The organism is Paenibacillus phytorum (assembly GCF_013141715.1).
Taxonomy (GTDB): Bacteria; Bacillota; Bacilli; order Paenibacillales; family NBRC-103111; genus Paenibacillus_E; species Paenibacillus_E phytorum.
Map to the genome: position 1 here is coordinate 20220 of NZ_WHOA01000092.1, position 14908 is coordinate 35127.

A 14908-nucleotide genomic window follows, 5' to 3' on the forward strand; every position below is an offset into this window, starting at 1 on the left:
AAGAGATGCCAGCCTTACAATTCGATCCAGATGAAATTCGCAAGGTGATTGACCAAGTTGTTCATAGAACGTTCCGGATGGACTTTAATTGGGATTGGCCGGGCGGCGTAGCCTTCTATGGCGTAACCGAAGCTTATGAAGCAACGGGCAAGGAGGAATATCTGCAGCTGCTGAAAGATTGGATCGATGAGAAGCTGGAGGATGGCTTGCCTAAGCTGTCCGTTAATGGAATCTCAATTGGACACTCCTTGCTGACACTGTACAAAGAAACTGGTGAAGATCGGTATATCGAAATTGCTACCCAAATGGCTGAATTCCTTCAGCATGAGGCTGAGCGTTTCGGAGAAGGCATTTTCCAGCACACGGTGAACTCGGAAACCTATAACTTTCCGGAGCAAGCATGGGTGGATACCATGTTCATGGCAGGTTACTTCCTTCTGCGGATCGGTTCCGTGCTAAAGCGTGACGATTATTTCGAAGATGGGTTAAAGCAATATCACGGTCACGAGAATTATTTGCAAGATATGACAACTAATCTCTACTACCACGGTTGGGATCATCTAGCACAAAATCATATGTCAGGCATATTCTGGGCCCGTGGCAATGCATGGGCAGCGATAACGATGGCGCGTGCGCTGAGACTGGTGCATGTGACACATCCTTCATTTATGATTCTCGAGGGCTCGCTGCGTGATCAATTGAGCGCACTTGTCCGCTTGCAAGATGAGAGTGGACTCTGGCATACCGTATTGACGGACAAGGAGGCTTATTTGGAAACAAGCGGTTCTGCTGGTATCGCGGCGGCGCTTATCAGTTCAGGTCCTCTTTACAACAAATATACGAATAAATCGATTCAAGGCATACTTTCAAGCATCACGGAAGATGGGACAGTCACTCATGTTTCAGCTGGGACAGCGGTTATGAGAGATATTGATGGCTACAAAGGGGTTCCTTACAAAAGGATTCAAGGCTGGGGACAAGGCTTAGGGCTTACTTTCTTAGCATCCTTGCTTAATCGCAAAGACTGGTAGGAGGTAAGCGTTTATGAACGTAAACCTCAGATTCGATTTCGGTCCAGAACAGAGTTCAAGCAATACAAAAGAAGGGTACACGAGAATTAGCGGTCAAACGTATTACAATGAGAAAATAGGCTTCGGATTTCTAGATGGTTCAACGGTATTTGAACGAGATCGTGGGCGTCCCGCGGCGTTACGTCAAGATTTTTGCATTCCAGTTGGTGCTGTTTTCGTTGTGGATGTGCCGAATGGCAGCTATACAGTTCAGATACTCATGGGAGACCTGATAACTGCAACATGCACAGGATTGAAGGTGGGGCTTGGAAGACTTGTATTGGCCGATGTTCTGACGGCAGCAGGAGAGTTTGTAACTAGCAGCTTTACCGTTCATGTGGCAGATGGTCAGCTAAAGCTTGCTTTCTCTGGCGTTGCCCCGCGAATTAATGCTTTAGAAATTACTTCGGCGACACAAGCGGCAACCTTATATATCGTGGGTGATTCCACCGTTACCGACCAACCGCAGGATGGTTATCCTTACACAGGTTGGGGACAAATGCTGCCGCTTTTTATAAAAGCGGACGCCGCTGTAGCCAACTATGCGGTTTCAGGCCGCAGCTCCAAAAGCTTTTTGGAAGAAGGACGCTTGGCACCCATCCTTGAGCACATGAATGCGAATGACTACCTGTTCATTCAGTTTGGGCACAACGATCAGAAGCTGGATGCGGAGCGGGCTACTTCCCCTTTTACAACGTATAAAGAGCATTTGAACATCAATATTCAAGAGGCGAGATTGCGGGGAGCTGCCCCGATACTAGTAACGCCAGTTCAGCGGAGATTTTTTGATAGTGCCGGTAAAATCGTAGATACGCATGGTGACTATATCACCGCGATGAAGCAGCTCGCAGAGGAAGAGAACGTTCCCCTGATAGATTTGGCAGAAGAGAGCAGGCAATTGTTTGAAGCGCTAGGTCCGGAGGAAACGAAGTCATTGTTCATGTGGGCGTGGCCAGGTGAGTTCCCTAACTTCCCCAAAGGTGCAGAGGACAATACACATTTCCAGGAAAGAGGCGGTATTGCCGTTGCCAAGCTGGTCGTAGACTGTATAAAGAAGCAAAATATTCAGCCGCTTATACGTTATCTGCGTTAGGAACTTACACATATAACCCCAGCCAAGCGTGATAAATGTCACAATAGGCGGGGGTATTTGTTTTGGTGTAAATTCGGGAGAATTGACCATTCTAATCCTATATATGGCTGGAAACCAGGCAATTCAATCGCAATAGAAAGTAAGCAGTGGTGCAGAATTCCACAATTTACTACGGCTTAATTTTACGAAACACTTGAAGTTTTAACGAAGTTCCTCTATATTAGTTGATATATCAATGATTGATGCATCAACAATTGACCTATCAACTATTCGTTATGAATCGACCGTCTCCAAGGAGGTATATTTTGACCCAATCCGATGTCAACGAAACTGCTTTATTTGATAAATTTCTGAGCCTCAATAAACAAATAAGTACTAAATTTGAACGTTGTACGGGTATTAGTCCGTCGCGGCTTCGTCTCTTGCATCAACTTTATCAGGTGGAAGAAATTAGTCAAACAACGCTTCAAAAAGAGGTTAACATTGATAGCGCAGCCGTTACACGACATTTAAAACAACTTGAAGCAAGCGGAATGGTTTCACGGCGCATGAATCCTGACGATAATCGGGTCACTCTCGTACGTCTTACCGATCATGGACGAACAGAAATCATTTCCTTCAAAGAAGAAAAAGCACAATTCATTACTCAAATGCTTAAAGATTTTAACGAAGAAGAGCGCAATATGCTCTCAGATATGCTCCAACGCATGTTAACGAATATTAGCAAATATTAAAGGAGAAATGATAAATGAATAACACCATGACAACGAACGATTTTAAAGAAATTATTACAGGACGCCGTTCCATAAAAAAGTACAATCCATCCGTCAAAATTAGTCGTGAAGAGATGACAGATATCCTGAAAGAAGCAACACTCGCGCCATCTTCCATAAACATGCAGCCTTGGCGATTCGTTGTTATCGAAAGTGCCGAAGGTAAAGCAACACTTGCGCCGCTTGCTAAATTTAACCAAGTTCAAGTCGAAACATCATCAGCTGTAATCGCTGTATTTGGTGATTTAAACAATTCGGATTACGCCGATGAAATTTTTGGCAAGGCCGTCGAGTTGGGTTATATGCCTTTAGAGGTAAAAGAAATGTCACTAGCTAAAATAAAACCACACTTTGCAGCACTTGATCCGGTTGTAAATAAAGAAACAGTTCTTATTGATGCTGGTCTAGTGTCTATGCAGCTGATGCTTGTAGCGCGCGCTCATGGTTATGATACAAATCCAATCGGTGGCTTTGAAAAAGATAAAATTGCCGAAGCTTTTGGCTTAGATAAAAATCGGTATGTTCCCGTTATGCTTATTTCAATCGGTAAAGCAGATGATGGGGGTCATCAATCCGTACGTCTTCCCATCGAAACCATCACGCAATGGAGCTAGTCACTACTTTATCGAAGAATGGAGGACCAACATCCAATGATTATTATTCATGCAGAATTCAATGTTGATCCAGCAAAACACGAAGCCTTTCTCAACGAGATTCAACCATTAATAGCTGCTTCGAGAGCTGAAAATGGTAATATTTCATACGATTTGCTCAAAGATACAGAAGTAGAAAAAAAGTTTACCATGGTTGAAGTTTGGCAAGATCAAGCAGCAATTGCTAGTCATAATGCTAGTGATCACTTCACTTCTTTCGTTGGTAAAGCTGGAAATTTCCTCAATGCTCCCTTACAGGTAAAAGCTTATCATGGACAACCCTTATAAAAAGTAGGTCTAGTGCTTTAATACTAAAATGTAAAAGGAGCTCAGGCCAGTTTACAGCTGGCGAGCTCCTTTTTTTCCTGCTCAATCAATCCATCTTCTCAATCGAAACTTGATCGATTTGCAAAGAAGTTAAACCCGGCGAATCCACATAGAAGCCAATATCCAAGCTGCCATTGGTTACGTTAACGGTTGCTTGAACGCGTTGATATCCTTTGGTCGGACTAATGTTCTTGTATATTGTCTTTGCGCCATGCTCACTAAGCTCCATCCTCACCGTTGTCGGTTTGTTTCCATATAACGTCTCTTTGAGCCATGCGCTGACGGTATATGATCCATTCGGAAGTCCAGTTAATTTCTGATGAATACTTTGTTTGTAGGCTTTGGTGTCCCAGAAATAGAGCTTGTAGTTACCTTTATATGCATCGTAGGAATCAACGCCGTACTTTGCTGTCTGACCTGCTGGATGCCATTCCGACCAGCCGCGAATGTCACCACTTTCAAAATCCCCATTTTGCATGAGCGAAGAGTCAATGTCGGCTAATCGATTCTTGTCGAGCACAAGTCCATCCAAGTGAATCTCACCCGTATCTGAGGCTGTGCGTTCTAAGGTGATCAAGTTCACACCCTTTTTCAAATGAATACGATCATTTTGGTTCATCCATGTCTCCCAAGCTGAAGTCGAACCAAACGTAACAGCCCGCGAAGGTTGAACCACAACTCCCTTATCATCGGTAGCGCTTACATGAAGAGTGCTGTTCAACCCAGATGCATTCGCATAACGATAGGTGAGCGCATAGTCACCTTCCTCAGCTGCTTGGACGGCATAAACGATTTTCGCCTCCGTCAATCCCAACCCATCCACAAAACCAAATCCTTGATAACCCGCATAATTATTATTAAAATGCGTACCGCCTAGCCAAGTGGCAACCTCAGCAGCATAACTCGCTTTCGTGCCTTCCGGTTCGATTTTCACAACTTTTGATGCATGTTTCACAAGGGTCGGGCTGTAGGCAGTAAGTTTACCAAGGCTAGTTCCTGTCCAGAGATCAGTTGTATTCGCTGATTCAGCCAGTCCCAAATCTTTCAGATAATTGACCGAACGAGTGGCTGTCAAATCGGATCGATTAAATAAACCGACAACCCAGCTGCCATCTGGTAATTGTCCAAGCCATTTTTCTGAATTCCTTGCCCCCGGATCGCTGCTAAATGAATGCCCATTATTATAGTAAGGTTTGCCTACGAACCCTTGATTATGGAGCGCAAGCATGTTCTTGTTTTTGTAAAAGCTGCCGGAAATCCCAATCGTAGAATACTGATCCGTGATCGCTATGGGTGAACCCGCCATGGTGAATAATTGAATGATGCTTTTGCGCTCTTCATCCGTTTTAAAGGTATTCATGCGGATGAAATCCCCATCCAGAATCATATTGGAACCGCGGCCTGCGATGTCGGAAAATCCAGTGAATCCTTGGAACGGATTGGCCCACTGCGACCAGCTGTTCACCCAATTTTGACGTTGACCGCTTAAGTTTTCCCAACCGCCATGGGCGAGATCCTCATTGATTCGGACCATATCCCCATACGGCAGTTCACCAGCTGCATGATTGTTCAAATGAGGCATTACGAGACTAAGTTCCATCTCATCGCCGGCTGCTTCCTGCATCCACTTTAAAGCCGTCTGATAGTTCTCGGAGCCATGATTAACCCCAATCGTCTTGCCTTTATCTGTTCCGGTTTCATACCATGACAGAAAATCAATTCGCAGGTAGGGAACACCTAGTTTTTTGAAGTAATTCACATACCCTTGAATATACGCCTTGGCGCCGGGTTTCGTAACATCTACCCAATACAAATCATCATTAAATTTATCTGCGGAGCTGGCAATTTCACTAATTTTGTAATTTGTTCCAACGACTGTTTTCGATGGATCTGCCGCGGCGCTCCGCGTTACCCATAAGGGGTTATAATAAACACCAAGCTTCATGCCTTTATTTTGAATGTAGGTTGACCAATATGCCCAGTCGTGCTGCCAGTTATCATTGTGGGATAAAATGTAACCGTTCGTATTTGTGAGCTGAGCACCTTCAATCCAACCGTCGGATGCGATCATATCATAGCCCGATGCTTTGTAATCGCTTGCAATCCAATCAATGTTTTTCTTCCATTCTGCCTCGTTCATAGGGGTATTACGTGTGTATTGATATTCATAAGTGCTCCAATAGAGGGGGCCTGTTCCATTTCTAGTAAATTGACTCTCTCTAGCTTCCGTAGTCTGAGTCCCCAAGGTCAGCATGAATAAGAGACTGGTGCAACTGAGCAGCACTTTCGTGAATGATGACATCGTCATGGTGGTCGTTCCTTTCTGTCAGTTGATCATGTTCACACCCTCATCATAACTGAAAGTTTACTAAGTGCATATGACCTGTTTTAACCAGTATATTTTGATTGAAAAAGATACATGTCCGTGGCATTCCAATCTGGTTTGCATATTTTAAACATAAAGCTTATTAATTTTATTTGAGAGATGGTGATATGTTTGAAGATTAGAAAAGCGGTCATACCTGCAGCAGGTCTGGGTACGCGATTCCTACCGGCAACCAAAGCTCTGCCAAAGGAAATGCTGCCTATCATAGATAAACCAACCATTCAATTTATCGTAGAAGAAGCGGTAGCTTCAGGCATTGAAGACATCATCATCGTGACAGGGAAAGGGAAGAAAGCGATCGAAGATCATTTCGATATCGCTTTTGAGCTGGAGAGCTATCTTAGAGCGCGTGAGAAGTTTGATCTTCTTGGGCGTGTGCAGGAGCCAACCCAGCTAGCCAACCTTCATTACATTCGCCAGACCGAGCCGCTCGGATTAGGACATGCTATTTGGTGCGCCCGTTCTTTCGTTGGGAATGAACCCTTTGCCGTGTTATTAGGAGATACGTTTTTTGATGCTGAAACGCCTGCACTGGCACAGTTAATCCATTACTATAATCGATATCATAGGTCTATTATTGGTGTTCAGGAAGTAGAGGATCAATTCGTTTCGGATTACGGAATTGTAGAGGCTAAAGCCCTGCATGAAGGTTTTCATAGTGTAATAGACCTTATTGAGAAACCAGCTCTTCCAATGTCACCGTCTAATTTGGCCATACTGGGTCGTTACATTTTGACACCTGAGATTTTCGGTGTATTGGCCTCTCAAAAGGCTGGCGTTGGTAAAGAAATTCAATTGACGGACGCACTGATTACGCTGAACAAAATCGAAGCCATGTATGCCTGTGAGGTAAAGGGGCAATGGCATGACGTTGGAAACCATAGAGGATTTATTAAATCGATTCTTTCTGAAGCGAACAAGAGAGCCGATCTGAGGCCTTGGCTTCTCGAGCACATAGAAAAAATGTTAAGAGAAAAGGAGTGATAAATGATGAAGCGTCTTAACATTGTGCAGGTAATTTCTAACTTCCCCAATGCAAAGAAGCTGCCACCGACGAATCAGGGAGGCACAGAGAAAGTTGTGCATGAATTGACCGAAAACCTTGTGCGAAGAGGACATCGAGTGACCGTATTTGCAACAAGGGGCAGTAGAACTAGTGCTAAGCTTATTCCGTTCCCAAAGGGTCTTCGTGACCAAGGAATAGCAAGGTATGTCTTGAATAAGATGCCGCGGAATGTTGACGTTATTCATGATCATACGTTTAGATCTACTCTTGGACGGATTAATCTTCATATACCGACGGTGTGTACCTTACATCTCCCTGTAAAGCAGTGGGTGAAGCATCCTGTATATGTTTCCAAACGTGCTAGAATGGTGATGGGTAAAAATCGCGGACACTATGTCTATAACGGACTTAATCCCAGTGAATATGAATTCAGTAATAAAAAGCGCAATTTCATGTTATTTATGGGACGTATTATGAGAGAGAAAGGTGTCCTGCACGCCATTGAGATTGCGGAGAGAACGAATAAAAAACTTATTATTGCTGGACCTATTAAAAATCAAACATTTTATCGTAATGAAATTGTACCTCGAATTAGAAGAAATCCCAACATCCATTTTGTTGGTCCTGTTGGAGGGAAGAACAAACAGAAGCTGCTCAAATATGCAAGTTGTTTGCTGTTTCCAACGCTGTGGGAAGAGCCTTTCGGACTCGTCATGATTGAGGCTATGGCCTGCGGTACACCAGTAATCGCCTTGAAACGTGGGGCGGTACCCGAAGTTATGGCGGGGTTTCCTCAATTAATTTGTCGTTCTGTTTCTGAAATGGTTGCAAAAGTAAAAGAAGGAAATTACCCGCATCCGGCGGTGCTCCGTCGTTATGTCATTCGTAGATTTACAACGTCCCAAATGACAACAAAATACTTACAAATATATCAAAAAGTAATGAAAAAGTAATCTGCAACAACCTGCGCGCATTCCATAGGGATGCGTGCTTTTTGCACGCTGCAGCCTATGGGTGAATATACTGGAGTACAATTCTGTTAACACACCGTGGGAGGCCATAGGATGCGTAAATACACGGTTAAACGGGACCAGAGAGATTTTCGGGATTATTTTTATCGAAGCGTCAATTATATCCGGGAATCGCAATTGCCCCGCAAAGTAGATTTGCGCAAGCAGCTGTCTCCTATCGTAAATCAGGGGAATTTAGGCTCTTGCACATCGAATGCCATTGTAAGCGGGCTGCGTGAGTATTGGCTTCGTCAAGAACGAGATTCAACGATACGGCTATCTCGCCTTTTTCATTATTGGCATGAGCGTAAATTAGAGGGAACGATCAATTGGGATTCGGGAGCTACAGTACGCGATGGCATGAAGGTGCTGCATAAAATAGGGGTATGCCCGGAAGCCGAATGGCCTTATCGCATAGCCAAATTTAAAGAAAAGCCTGATTCTGAGGCGGAAACTGCAGCAGGAGCCTACCGTATCGAGGGGTATCATCGGATTCAAGATTTGGCAGGGATCAAAGCTGCATTAGCTGATGGCCAGCCTGTTGTCTTTGGAATTTGGCTTTATCAATCCTTCGAAAGTCCATTGGCGGCAAAAACAGGGCGGATCCCGTACCCGAATCGGAAAAAAGAGCAGATGTTAGGCGGGCACGCCTTAGTAGCCGTCGGATATAAGGATGGTAAGAAGAAGGGACAGGGAACCGTCATCGTGCGGAATTCATGGGGGAAAGCATGGGGAGATCAAGGGTATTGTTATATGCCCTATGCCTTTTTCAAAAACAACGTGATGACGTTCGATTATTGGACCGGTAAATGAACCAACTTCAGGGAGGTGCAGAATCTATGTTAAGTGTGGAAGATGCTAATAAAATCATAGCGTTCTTATCTGCGGCTTATTTGGCAACCGAGGATGCTGAGGCAAGAGAAGAATTTCATCGTTTGGCCAACGAGCTAAGGAAATCATCCGGTCAACTATTGGAATAAATAGGAATCTCATCCGAAACGAGGGGCGGCTGGAATGCCAAAAGATAAGCTGATACTGCTTATATTAATTCTGTTCGTTTTACTTACACTGATACTCGTTAGTATGTTCTAATGCAAAACCAGCCGTCTGCGAGTGTTCGCGGACGGCTGGTTTTGGTTTGATAACTAGAAGCCTTTGTACTGTGGTTCTTCATTTTCCAATTGCTGCACACGGGAGGCGACTTGATTTACGATGTCTTGTGCAGATAAGGCGGCCGCTTCATATAACTGTTTGGCTTCTTGATTTTGCGTGCCTAGAGCAAATGTTTCTAAGCTTGCTTGCGCACTTTTAAGTGAAGCCAATGTTGTTTTTACTTGAGAAGCTACTGTCATGTTGTGCACCTCTTCTTTAAGATTTGTGTAGGATAGCAAGCAAATTGATCGTTTTTCAATTGATTGCGATCTTTAATATGCCCTAACCTTTCACTCAGATATACAACAATTAATTCCAATAAATATTGTTCATAACGGCCATCTGATTCGTACATCTTAATTGCTATATGATTTGACATTCAAAGGGTTCTCTACGGTAGAAGCTCTAACTGAAAGCTTACCTTCCAGTCGTGGTGTCTTCCTATTATCTCCGTCAATGAGTGATAGCAGCAGTTCTGTCGCCTCCAAGCCAACCTCCATCCGTGGATAACAGATAGTTGTCAAAGCTGGCGAGACTTGCGAAGACATTAGAATATCTTCACACCCAGCGACAGCCAATTGTTGTGGGACAAGAATGCCGGATTCGCGGCAAGCTGCGAGGCAACCCGCCGCCATCAAATCATTTGCTGCTATGAGAGCAGTAAAATCAAAATCTTGCGTTAGTTTTGTGGTTAACGCTTCGAAAGCCCGCTCAAAGCGGCCGGCTCCTTCGAGAATGAATGGCTCCGGCAGTTTCAATCCTTCGAGACGCATAGCTTCGCGGAAAGCAATGAGCCGATGCGCAATCGGATCCTGCGGGTCGCCAGCGGTCATGAAGGCTATCTGCTCATGCCCCTGTTCACGCAGATGAACAATTAACCGCCGCATTTCAGCTATCCAATCCACATCAACGACAGGGATGCTCGGCATGGAAACACCTGGATGCATCAGAGATACCACGGGGAGCTCCATTAGGCTGTAAAAGGCCTGACTTTCCTCACTTAGCGTTTGACCGAGCAGAAGAATGCCGTCCACACGCCCCATCAGTGTATTTTTTAATTCTTCTTCACGAGCAGGTTCAAAGGAATGAAAAAATACTGAATAATTGCTAAGTTTAGCTTTTTTCTCAATATACAATAGTAATCCACCCTCGAAGGGATTTCCCACGAAATGGACGAGGACAGCAATTTGCCCTGTTTTCCTGGTTTTGAGGCTGCGGGCTGTTTGATTGGGACGATACCCTAGCTCATTGATTACGGCAAGTACTTTTTGCCTGGTTTCTTCTTTGACGATGCTTCGATTATTAAGCACATATGAAACGACAGCTACCGAAACACCCGCCCGGTCTGCGACTTCTTTCCTGGTAATCATAAGGAACTCCCTTTTCTTGTTTCTTCAAGGGTATCATAAATTTGGACAAATCTAAATGTACTCACTTTTCGTAGCAGCATCGCCTAACCATAGCTTTTTAAGAGGGACCATTGACTCATCCGGAACATAGAATTTGAAATAGTTTTCACTAATTGCACCAAGCAGTTGGCGGCGTATCGGATCTGCCCCTGCGAGTAGAGTTGGCGAAGCAGCATGGTAATCGATAGGTCTCATCCAGATTGGGCTATAGCCGATAAATAATTGGCGACGTGTGAAATCAGAGCGATTCGGCGAACCAGCATGCCAAAGATTTTGAGCAAATATGAATACGTCCCCAGGCTTACCGCAAATTTGCATTTCTCCTGGTAAAGGCACATTCACGTCGGTTTGAACGGGGTGGTAATCTGGCCACTTATGACTGCCCGGAATGATTTTCGTATTCCCGCGGTCTGGCTCAGACATATCACTCAAAATATAACAAACTTTAATGTAATAGGTGGATGTTAGTCCGTTAATACTTGGGAATTTGGGCGCTGGTCCATCCTGATGCCAGTTAATGAAGCTGTTGGTCTCCGTCTTGAGATCATCGGGATTTGGTTTGCGCACGGTCAGATGTGAGATATGAAGTTGGATGTTATAGCCTATCAAATTAACGATAAGTGGAAGCAGTGTCGGATCGTCGATTAAGGACAAAATAGAGGGGGCTCGATCTACGCTATTGTAAATGTTATAGGATAACGATTCTTGCTCATCGGAAAGGATGCCGTCAACGGCACTATTCAATTCTGCTATTTTTTCTTCAGATAGTACATTGCGAAGCAGTAAGTAACCGTCATTTTCAAATTGTCGTGAGAGCTCAGTGATATCCAGAGTAACTGTCGTCATTCTCATCTTCCTCCTTGTTATTTACTCGTGTAAAATTAGTTGAAAATAAAATGGATAAGGAGCAATTTACTCTTTATCCACTTATTATAAAATATATTTTACTCGTGTAAAATTAATCTTGCAAGTTTATTTTTTCGCTCGCATCGTTAACATTTAAATCCAACTCAAATTGATCATACTTGCTGTCAAAATAGCACATAATGAGGTTGTTTCGAGCTTTAGGAAGGGGAGGGAAAGCTTGTGGCAGATTGGGTAAGTATCGTAATCAGATCGTTTTTTGCACTAGTCTTTTTGTTTGTACTGACGCGTATTCTTGGTAAAAAACAAATATCTCAACTTACTTTTTTTGAATATGTTCTCGGAATTACGATTGGTGACTTAGCTGGGACTATTTCCACGGATGTGGATTTCAGATTCTGGCATGGGGTCACTGCTATACTCGTCTGGGTTCTCATCCCTTTAACACTGGAGATTCTGACGCTCAAAAGTAAGACGTTACGGCTTTGGTTTGAGGGCAAAGGAACTGTTGTCATTAAAGATGGCAAAATTCTTGAGGACAATTTGAAAAAAGAACGTTACACGGGGGATGAGCTGCTGGCGCAGCTGCGCACCAAAAGTGTTTTTCGCATGGCAGATGTTGAATTCGCTATGCTTGAAGCTAGTGGTGATTTAAGTGTTCTACTTAAAAGTGAACTCCAGCCTCTGACACCAAATCACTTGGGCATGAAGCTGACCATTGAGAAACCGACGCAGTCCGTCATCATGGATGGCGTCATTCAAGATGAACCCTTGGCCGCAGCGGGTAGAGGAAGAGGATGGCTACATAAAGAACTGGATAAGCTAGGAGTAACTAAGGAGAATGTGTTCCTCGCACAAGTTGACACGCATGGCGAGTTAACGGTTGATCTTTATGATGATAAATTAAAAGTGCCTCAACCGAGTGAAAGGCCTGCTTTATTAGCCACTTTGAAGAAATGTGAGGCAGATCTTGAACTATTTTCATTGACGACTAGTCATCCGCAAGCAAAGAAGATGTACGAGGCATGTTCGGTGCAGTTAACGAAGGTCATTCAGGATCTGAATATGATTTTAAGAAATTAGGGCATTAAAGGAAGCAGGAGGGAAAACATGGCTAACAACAAGAAAAAGAACTTGACAATGACGCAGCAGGAGTATCAGAAACTAGCGAAGAGGCAAGAGCCAAAAAGACCCGTTCTAATAAATTGCATGCGAGCCTTTCTCGTTGGAGGGACAATCTGTTTAATTGGTGAATGTTTCATGGAGATGTTCGTTAATTGGTTTGGTTTTACCGAAAAAACAGCAGGGAATCCAACGGTTGCCGTGTTAATTATCATATCCGTCATACTGACGAGCTTTGGTGTGTACGATAAAATGGCCCAATGGGCCGGAGCGGGAAGCTCCGTTCCTGTAACAGGTTTCGCAAATTCGTTGTGCTCAGCAGCTATTGAACACAAGGCGGAAGGACTTGTGCTTGGAGTTGGCGGTAATATGTTCAAGTTAGCTGGCTCCGTCATTGTATTCGGAACCGTCGCAGCCTTTGTTGTAGGTATCGTACATCTTATCATTTCGGGTGGGGGTTGACCGTATGCTGAAGGGACATCAGAGCTGGGTCTTTGAGAATCGCCCCGTGATACTATCAACGGGGACGGTTGTTGGACCTGATGAAGGCCAAGGGCCAATTAGTGAAGATTTCGATATCGTCCACGGCGATTTGACCGTTGGTCAAAAAACGTGGGAAAAAGCCGAAAAGGCGCTGCTAGAAGAAGCTGCGCAGCGAGCACTTGATAAGGCCGGGCTGGTGGGCGGCAACATACAGTTCTATATTGGAGGCGATCTGATGAATCAGATCATCTCCAATACCTTCGCTGTGCGCACGTTGAATATGCCGTTTCTCGGCATATTCGGCGCTTGCTCCACATCGATGGAAGGGCTCGCGCTAGCCGCGCAGCTGGTGGACTCGGGGGCCGCCAACTACGTGATGGCCGGCACCTGCAGCCATAACTGTACGGCGGAGAAGCAGTTCCGTTATCCGACGGAATACGGATCGCAGAAGCCGCCGACAGCTCAGTACACAGTCACTGGCGCTGGGGTCGCAGTGCTGGGTAAGACCGGTGACGGCCCTGTCGTCACCTCGGCCACAATCGGACGAATCGTTGATATGGGCATCACGGATCCGTTTAATATGGGCGCTGCGATGGCTCCGGCAGCGGTAGACACCATTCAAACTCACTTCCGAGAATTGAATATTGAGCCTAGTTACTACGATCTAATCGTCACCGGTGATTTGGCAACAGTGGGTGTGAACATTGCGCGCGAACTATTCGATAAGCATAAATTTCCAATTGATCAAACAACATATGACGACTGCGGGTTGATCATTTATGATCGCGAGAAGCAGACCGTTCAAGCGGGAGGTAGCGGTTGTGGCTGCTCTGCAACCGTTACTTATGGTCATCTCCTAAAGCGCATAAAGAGTGGCGAATTGAAGCGAATACTAGTCGTAGCGACCGGAGCATTGCTCTCACCGCTTACTTTCCAACAAGGGGAAAGCATCCCTTGCATTGCACATGCTGTTTCTATTGAGTCTGGAGGGTTGTACGCATGAACTTTTTTTGGGCTTTTCTGATTGGCGGAGCCATCTGTGTATTTGGCCAACTTTTGATGGATGTCGGCAAATTGACGCCCGCTCATACCATGAGCACGCTTGTCGTGCTGGGCGCTATAGCAGACGGCTGTAATTTGTATGATCCGTTCATTGAATTTGCTGGTGCGGGTGCAACCGTTCCGATTACCAGCTTCGGCAATGCCCTGGTGCACGGGGCGTTAGAAGAACTTCATAAGGATGGCTATATAGGGATCATCACTGGTATTTTTAAAGTGACCAGCGCGGGGGTATCCGCGGCGATTATCTTCTCTTTCATAGCAGCTGTATTTGTCAAACCCAAAGGATAAGATGAATGCTCCATTCGTGGACACTTAACAGAAAGACCCTAGATTAAGCAGTTAAAAGATGGCTCCTGTATTCGGTTTTCGCCGGGAGTCATCTTTTTTATGTCCAATTATAACCATTGCTAATTCGATTTAATGAGTCAAAGTTGTTACCAATGTTGCTGCCCTTAAAATGTTTCTTCAACTGGTCAGGAATCATTCCGCCGTCTGCAA

17 protein-coding genes are annotated in these 14908 nt (G+C 44.6%); 13 read left to right on the forward strand and 4 right to left on the reverse strand.

The genetic code is table 11. The features are described from left to right. The first annotated feature begins 5 nt into the window (after positions 1–5). From GC098_RS13455 to GC098_RS13475, 5 genes are all read left to right on the forward strand, one after another. The gene (locus GC098_RS13455) at positions 6–1031 is read left to right on the forward strand and encodes a glycoside hydrolase family 88/105 protein (protein WP_171643665.1); all 1026 of its coding nucleotides are present in this window, start codon (positions 6–8) and stop codon (positions 1029–1031) included. A 13-nt stretch (positions 1032–1044) separates the two neighbouring features. After that, the gene (locus GC098_RS13460; protein WP_171643666.1) at positions 1045–2163 is read left to right on the forward strand and encodes a rhamnogalacturonan acetylesterase; all 1119 of its coding nucleotides are present in this window, start codon (positions 1045–1047) and stop codon (positions 2161–2163) included. A 275-nt stretch (positions 2164–2438) separates the two neighbouring features. Next, positions 2439–2897 (forward strand): MarR family winged helix-turn-helix transcriptional regulator, encoded by a 459-nt coding sequence (locus tag GC098_RS13465; protein ID WP_376773875.1) that lies wholly within the window; start codon positions 2439–2441, stop codon positions 2895–2897. Positions 2898–2911: 14 nt separating this feature from the next. After that, positions 2912–3550 (forward strand): nitroreductase family protein, encoded by a 639-nt coding sequence (locus GC098_RS13470; RefSeq protein ID WP_171643668.1) that lies wholly within the window; start codon positions 2912–2914, stop codon positions 3548–3550. A gap of 36 nt (positions 3551–3586) precedes the next feature. Next, positions 3587–3877 (forward strand): putative quinol monooxygenase, encoded by a 291-nt coding sequence (locus tag GC098_RS13475; protein WP_171643669.1) that lies wholly within the window; start codon positions 3587–3589, stop codon positions 3875–3877. A gap of 85 nt (positions 3878–3962) precedes the next feature. Here the strand turns inward: GC098_RS13475 and GC098_RS13480 are convergent, their stop codons facing one another. After that, entirely contained in the window at positions 3963–6224 is a 2262-nt protein-coding gene (locus GC098_RS13480; RefSeq protein WP_171643670.1) for a hypothetical protein, read from the reverse strand. Positions 6225–6413: 189 nt separating this feature from the next. Here GC098_RS13480 and galU point away from each other — a divergent pair, with 189 nt between their 5' ends. From galU to GC098_RS13500, 4 genes are all read left to right on the forward strand, one after another. Next, entirely contained in the window at positions 6414–7286 is an 873-nt protein-coding gene (galU, locus tag GC098_RS13485) for a UTP--glucose-1-phosphate uridylyltransferase GalU (protein ID WP_171643671.1), read from the forward strand. A gap of 3 nt (positions 7287–7289) precedes the next feature. Next, positions 7290–8261, forward strand: coding sequence for a glycosyltransferase family 4 protein (locus GC098_RS13490; protein WP_171643672.1), 972 nt, complete (start codon positions 7290–7292; stop codon positions 8259–8261). Between the two features lie 111 nt (positions 8262–8372). Then, positions 8373–9131 carry a C1 family peptidase gene (locus GC098_RS13495; RefSeq protein WP_171643673.1) on the forward strand — a complete coding sequence of 253 codons (759 nt, stop codon included), beginning with the start codon at positions 8373–8375 and terminating at the stop codon, positions 9129–9131. 26 nt (positions 9132–9157) lie between these two features. Next, positions 9158–9298, forward strand: a complete 141-nt coding sequence (locus GC098_RS13500) for an N-acetylmuramoyl-L-alanine amidase (protein WP_171643674.1) — start codon at positions 9158–9160, stop codon at positions 9296–9298. Positions 9299–9463: 165 nt separating this feature from the next. On the opposite strand, the gene GC098_RS13505 is transcribed toward GC098_RS13500, so the two are convergent. The 3 genes from GC098_RS13505 to GC098_RS13515 form a co-directional block, all read right to left on the reverse strand. Continuing rightward, positions 9464–9670, reverse strand: coding sequence for a DUF1657 domain-containing protein (locus tag GC098_RS13505; RefSeq protein ID WP_057303170.1), 207 nt, complete (start codon positions 9668–9670; stop codon positions 9464–9466). Positions 9671–9826: 156 nt separating this feature from the next. Beyond that, the gene (locus GC098_RS13510; protein ID WP_171643675.1) at positions 9827–10840 is read right to left on the reverse strand and encodes a LacI family DNA-binding transcriptional regulator; all 1014 of its coding nucleotides are present in this window, start codon (positions 10838–10840) and stop codon (positions 9827–9829) included. A 51-nt stretch (positions 10841–10891) separates the two neighbouring features. After that, a complete protein-coding gene (locus GC098_RS13515) occupies positions 10892–11725 on the reverse strand; it encodes a phytanoyl-CoA dioxygenase family protein (protein ID WP_171643676.1) in 834 nt (277 codons plus the stop codon). Positions 11726–11965: 240 nt separating this feature from the next. Here GC098_RS13515 and GC098_RS13520 point away from each other — a divergent pair, with 240 nt between their 5' ends. From GC098_RS13520 to spoVAE, 4 genes are read left to right on the forward strand one after another with little or no spacing between them, the layout of a single operon-like run. Beyond that, on the forward strand, positions 11966–12826 hold the full coding sequence (locus GC098_RS13520) for a DUF421 domain-containing protein (protein ID WP_171643677.1): 861 nt from the start codon (positions 11966–11968) through the stop codon (positions 12824–12826). Positions 12827–12853: 27 nt separating this feature from the next. Next, entirely contained in the window at positions 12854–13327 is a 474-nt protein-coding gene (gene spoVAC / locus GC098_RS13525) for a stage V sporulation protein AC (protein WP_171643678.1), read from the forward strand. Between the two features lie 4 nt (positions 13328–13331). Then, the gene (spoVAD, locus tag GC098_RS13530) at positions 13332–14351 is read left to right on the forward strand and encodes a stage V sporulation protein AD (RefSeq protein ID WP_171643679.1); all 1020 of its coding nucleotides are present in this window, start codon (positions 13332–13334) and stop codon (positions 14349–14351) included. Beyond that, positions 14348–14698, forward strand: a complete 351-nt coding sequence (gene spoVAE, locus GC098_RS13535; protein WP_171643680.1) for a stage V sporulation protein AE — start codon at positions 14348–14350, stop codon at positions 14696–14698. The genes spoVAD and spoVAE overlap by 4 nt, the downstream gene beginning before the upstream one ends. Positions 14699–14908 lie beyond the last annotated feature (210 nt).